We start from the raw sequence: 4702 nt of genomic DNA, 5'->3' as shown, positions 1-4702 counted from the left end.
GCAGCGCGGCGACGGCCTTCTGAGCCTCGGTGAGGCGGGCGGCGGTCATGCCGAGGTCGCCCTTGGCATAGGTCTCCATCGCGCTTTCGAGGGCCTCGGTGACAGGATCGGCCCGCAGCGGAGCCGAGGCCAGGACGAGCGCCAGCGCGGCGGCGGTGACAACAGAGGTCTTCATCGGAAATACCTTTCAGAAACATCCTGAAGCCGGGTGGAATGGAGCCCGGCCCCGGGCGGAACGGCCCGCCCGGGGGCATAGTGCACCAGCAGGCCCATTCTGGGAACTGTCTCTGCGCGGCCGGGTGTCAGTGGCAGTGGGCCCGGCCCGTCGCCTTCTCCATGTGGCAGCACTGGCCGGGCGGAGAGCTCTTGCGGCAGCCGCCGCCATGGGCCGAGGCCGGCAGGGTGGCGCCAAGGGTGAACAGGGCGGCCAATACCGCCACGAAGATCCTGAAATGCATGGTGTCCTCCACATCCCGGGAGCAGGATAGCGCGCAAGGGACCGCCCCAGTCAAGGGGCCTGCCTAGCCGCCGATGGCGTCGAACAGCGCCGAGCCGGCCGTACAGTCGCGCGCCACATCCGCACCGCAGGCCCGCGGTTGCAGGTCCTTCGTCAGGCAGATGCGGACCTCGCGGATGCGGTTGTCGCGGCAGGTGACGGTGACCCCCTCGGCGCTCAGCGCCGGGTTGGCCTCGAGGAAGGCCTCTTCGATCACCCGGGCGGGCAGGCGGATGTCCTCCGTCAGCGCGCGCAGGACCGGCGGGCGGGTGACGCTGTCGTAGGCACGCCGCGACAGGGCGAAGTAGTCCGCTGCCGGGAGGCCCGAGCAGGTGCCATGGGCCTGCCATTCATGCCAGGCCAGTCCGCCGGTGCCCATGATGTCGGCCATGGCGGCGGTCTGGCGGCGCGAGGGCGGGGCCTCGGCACTGCGGCAGTCACGGGGATAGCCTGTCTCGTGCTGGGGCCAGAGGCCGTGCAGGATCCAGCCCAGCCGGCGCGCCGGGGCGCATTGTTCGGGGTTGTCGCTGGTGGCGCAGTAGCCGGGCGACCAGCTCAGCGCCATGACGTAGTAGTCGAAGGCCCCCGCCCCATCACCGCCGGCCCGGCCTGTCGCCCCGTTTCCTTCGGCGTTCAGCACATGCGGCAGGAGCAGCAGAAGCAGTGACAGAAGGGTGCGACGCATAGGCTCTTCCATTTTCAGGCGTGGCCGACTATATAGCCGCCAAGTTCCCCGACAACGGAAACCTGCATTGCCCCGGCAATGCGCCCCGGCCGAAAGGCCAGGGCCCGGGAAAGACTTATCTTCCGGCTGGTCCGTTGCCGTCATTGTTCAGGAGTTGAGACATGCAGGGCAAACCGATCATGGCCAAGGCCACCGCCGTCTGGCTGGTGGACAACACCACTCTCTCGTTCAAGCAGATCGCCGATTTCACCGGCATGCACGAGCTTGAGATCCAGGGTATCGCCGATGGCGAAGTGGCGCAGGGCGTGAAGGGCTTCGACCCGATCACCAACAACCAGCTGACCCAGGAAGAGATCGACAAGGCCGAGAAGGACCCGCTTCACAGGCTGAAGCTGAAGTTCAACGCCGCCGCCGTCGGCGAGGAGAAGCGCCGTGGCCCGCGCTACACGCCCCTCTCCAAGCGCCAGGACCGTCCGAACTCGATCCTGTGGCTGGTGAAGTTCCACCCCGAGCTCTCCGACGGCCAGATCTCGAAGCTGGTCGGCACCACCAAGCCGACGATCCAGTCGATCCGCGAGCGCACCCACTGGAACATCGCCAATATGCAGCCCATCGACCCGGTGGCCCTGGGCCTGTGCAAGCAGACCGAGCTGGACGCCGCCGTGCAGAAGGCCGCCGCCGAGAAGGCCAAGCGCGGCGAGGCCATGACCGACGACGAGCGCCGCAAGCTGCTGTCGACCGAGCAGAGCCTGCACATGGAGGCCGAGCCGCGCATGCCGACCGCCATCGAGGGTCTCGAGACCTTCTCGCTCTCCGGTGACGACGACGAGGACACGCTGGTATCCGACGATGTGCCGGACGCCGACAGCTTCTTCAACCTGCCCAAGGGTGGGGACGAGGACGAAGACGACGAGGATTGATCCCCGTCGAGAGACGTGTCGAAGGACTGATCGAAAAGCCCGCCCAGGCATCGCCGGGGCGGGTTTTTTAATGCTTTGGTCCAAGGGCGGGACGCTTCTGTGGAAATTTCGCGAACTGCCTGTATGCTGACGCTATATTGAACGATATTTTCAGAGCCCGGTTTCCATGATGCGCATTCCTGCCACCCTGCTTTGCTGCCTTGCCCTTGCCGCCTGCGCGGCACCGCCCCGGACCGGCGAGGACGTCGACGTCGACGCCGTCGTCGTGGCCGAGGACACCGGCGGGTTCTTCGGCTGGCTGACCGGCAGGCGCGGTGGCCCGGCGCGCGAAGAGGGCAAGCTCTACGTTTCGCGGCTCTTTGCCTCCGGCGGCTCCCTGCCGCCCGAGGGCTTCCTTGGATATGCGGTTCTGGCCTTCCCCGACAGACCGGTGGACAAGGCAGACTACGACCGCTTCGAGATGATCTGTCGTGCCTTCCGGGGCAGCCTTTCTTCCGTGGCCGAGGTGAAGGATTATGGCGAGGGCAAGGCCGACGAGGACAAGCAGGTGGTGACCGTCCTGCCTGTCGAGAGCCAGAAGATCGCCGACCAGATCGAGGCGATGCCCAGTTACGCCAATGCGGAGGCCTGTGCGCTGGCAGCCAGGCACTATGGCCTGCAGGCGGCCCAGGACGCCGTGTCGGATGCGCAGCTGGCTGCCGGTCGGGCCGGCTTCGACTGGATCGATCTGGACCGGGGACGCGGCCCCTTCCTGCTGGCCTGGAACCCCGGCGCCGGGAAGGGGCACCGCGATGTGCTGGTCCTGGCGGCGGATCTCAGCAACACCAGCACCTATGCCCAGGCCAGGACCGATTTCCGGCATTGGCAGGCAGAAGTCGAGAAGCGTCCGGAGCTCTGGTTGCAGGGCCCGTGGAACGTCGAACTGGCACGGCGGGAAGCGCAGCGGTGGCTGGACCGGCGCATCGGGCTGGCGCTCGGGTTCCTGGGCAGCAGTGACGACGCCGGGTAGGGAGGCGGAAGATGGAACTCAGGACCGCAGGGCTTGGTACCGTGGTGGGCATCGTCCTGGGCTTCGCCCTGGCGGAGGTGCTGATCGAAGAAAATGATCGCGTCTACGCGGGGATCGTGACGATCTGCGTGGTGCTGTGCACCTCTGCGGGTGGTTGGTTCGGCCGCCACAAGGACTAGGGCCCGACGCGCCCGGCCCTTGCAAAGCCCCGGACCGGGGCGCAGAACGGGTCCGATACTCTCGGAAACGGACTTCCCCCATGCATATCGCCGTCATCGGAGCCGGAATGATCGGCTCGGCCGCCGCCCGTCACCTTACCGCCATGGGTCACCAGGTGACCTTGGTCGGCCCCGCGGAACCCGCGGATGCGGCGACCTGGGATGGCCCCTTCGGATCGCATTTCGACGAGGGGCGGATCACCCGCCAGCTTGATCCCTGGCCCTTCTGGTCGCGCGCCTCCCGTGCCTCCATCGCCCGCTATCGCGATCTCGAGGCCGCATCGGGGGTGCCCTTCTTCTCGGAGGTCGGCTCGCTGATGGCCGGGCCGGAAGGGGCGCCGGCGATGGAACGGCTGGAGCGGACGCGGCATCGCGACCAGGTGCCCTGCCAGAGGCTGCAGGGCGCCGAGCTGGCCGAGACCTTCCCCTGGTTCGCCTTCGAGCCCGGAATGGTCGGCCTCTACGAGCCGAAGCTTGCCGGGGTGGTCAGTCCGCGCGCCATGGTGAGGGCGCAGATCACGGCGGCGACGGCAGGCGGGGCCCGCCTGCTGCGCGATCACGTGACCGGCTGGGACGAGACGGGCGCGGGGGTCACCCTGCACGTTGCCTCGGGTCAGAGCCTTGCCGCCGACCGTGCGCTGCTGGCCACCGGCGGCTTCACCCGCGCCCTGCTGGGCGAGAGGCTGCCCTTCAAGGTCTATGCCCGCACCGTGGTCTTCTTCGAGGTCTCGGAGGAGGAGGCGCAGCGCCTTTCCGGGATGCCGACGCTGATCGCGCTGATGCCGGGGCTGGAGGATTCCTACATGCTGCCGCCGGTGCGCTACCCGGACGGCAAGCTCTACCTGAAGATGGGCGGAGATGTCGACGACGTGGCCCTGACCACCCCGGAGGAGCTAACCGCCTGGTATCGCTCGTCGGGCAATCCCGTGGTGGCGACGCGGCTGGAGGGGCTGATGCGGGCCCGGGTGCCCTCGCTGCAGATCCTGTCGACCACGTCCGCGGCCTGCGTGACCACCTTCGCACCTCGCAAGGTCCCGCACTTCGAGGCCCTGTCCGACCGCCTCTTCACCGCCTTCGCCGGCAGCGGCCGGGCGGCGAAGAACTCGGACGAGCTGGGCCGCCTCGGTGCGCTGCTGGCATCCGGCGAGGCCCTTCCCGACTGGGCGCTGGAATCGGCGGTCGAGGAATAGTCCAGGGGTTGCCCGTGGTGCGGGGAGCTGCTGCCAGGGTGTCGCGTGGCGCAGGGACCCGGGGTGCCGGAGAACTCCGGTGCCGTGCTGGACAGGAGCACCTGCCGCAACAGGCGGAAGGACGCAGGCCCCCGCGGCCCCTCGCTGCAGGGCGGTGGAGGGGGCCTTGGTCAATGGGCGACAC

The 4702-nt window shown here is 68.3% G+C and carries 6 protein-coding genes; 4 read left to right on the top strand and 2 right to left on the bottom strand.

From position 1 onward, the window contains the following. Positions 1–302: 302 nt before the first annotated feature. Together OS124_RS27365 and OS124_RS0108380 are read right to left on the bottom strand one after the other, a co-directional pair. Positions 303–458: a hypothetical protein gene (locus OS124_RS27365; RefSeq protein WP_010139053.1), complete on the bottom strand. Its 156-nt coding sequence runs from the start codon at positions 456–458 to the stop codon at positions 303–305. A 63-nt stretch (positions 459–521) separates the two neighbouring features. Next, a complete protein-coding gene (locus OS124_RS0108380) occupies positions 522–1181 on the bottom strand; it encodes a ribonuclease T2 family protein (protein WP_010139052.1) in 660 nt (219 codons plus the stop codon). 161 nt (positions 1182–1342) lie between these two features. Here OS124_RS0108380 and OS124_RS0108375 point away from each other — a divergent pair, with 161 nt between their 5' ends. The 4 genes from OS124_RS0108375 to OS124_RS0108360 all read left to right on the top strand — a co-directional run bounded on the left by OS124_RS0108375 (position 1343) and on the right by OS124_RS0108360 (position 4518). Then, positions 1343–2101 carry a DUF1013 domain-containing protein gene (locus OS124_RS0108375; RefSeq protein WP_010139051.1) on the top strand — a complete coding sequence of 253 codons (759 nt, stop codon included), beginning with the start codon at positions 1343–1345 and terminating at the stop codon, positions 2099–2101. Between the two features lie 166 nt (positions 2102–2267). Further along, positions 2268–3110: a hypothetical protein gene (locus OS124_RS0108370; protein WP_010139050.1), complete on the top strand. Its 843-nt coding sequence runs from the start codon at positions 2268–2270 to the stop codon at positions 3108–3110. An 11-nt stretch (positions 3111–3121) separates the two neighbouring features. Further along, entirely contained in the window at positions 3122–3289 is a 168-nt protein-coding gene (locus OS124_RS27360; RefSeq protein WP_168161448.1) for a hypothetical protein, read from the top strand. A gap of 80 nt (positions 3290–3369) precedes the next feature. Then, positions 3370–4518: an NAD(P)/FAD-dependent oxidoreductase gene (locus tag OS124_RS0108360; protein ID WP_010139049.1), complete on the top strand. Its 1149-nt coding sequence runs from the start codon at positions 3370–3372 to the stop codon at positions 4516–4518. Positions 4519–4702: the final 184 nt, after the last annotated feature.

It is taken from the genome of Oceanicola sp. S124 (assembly GCF_000220565.1).
Classification (GTDB): domain Bacteria; phylum Pseudomonadota; class Alphaproteobacteria; order Rhodobacterales; family Rhodobacteraceae; genus Pseudooceanicola.
The sequence above is the reverse complement of the archived record's forward strand: the minus strand, read 5'-3'. Positions and strand labels throughout refer to the sequence as shown.

What these genes read in the sequence shown, in the direction of transcription:
- OS124_RS27365 (WP_010139053.1), bottom strand. Translation starts at nt 458, where the DNA reads ATGCATTTCAGGATCTTCGTGGCGGTATTGGCCGCCCTGTTCACCCTT.
- OS124_RS0108370 (WP_010139050.1), top strand. Translation starts at nt 2,268, where the DNA reads ATGATGCGCATTCCTGCCACCCTGCTTTGCTGCCTTGCCCTTGCCGCC.
- OS124_RS0108375 (WP_010139051.1), top strand. Translation starts at nt 1,343, where the DNA reads ATGCAGGGCAAACCGATCATGGCCAAGGCCACCGCCGTCTGGCTGGTG.
- OS124_RS27360 (WP_168161448.1), top strand. Translation starts at nt 3,122, where the DNA reads ATGGAACTCAGGACCGCAGGGCTTGGTACCGTGGTGGGCATCGTCCTG.
- OS124_RS0108360 (WP_010139049.1), top strand. Translation starts at nt 3,370, where the DNA reads ATGCATATCGCCGTCATCGGAGCCGGAATGATCGGCTCGGCCGCCGCC.
- OS124_RS0108380 (WP_010139052.1), bottom strand. Translation starts at nt 1,181, where the DNA reads ATGCGTCGCACCCTTCTGTCACTGCTTCTGCTGCTCCTGCCGCATGTG.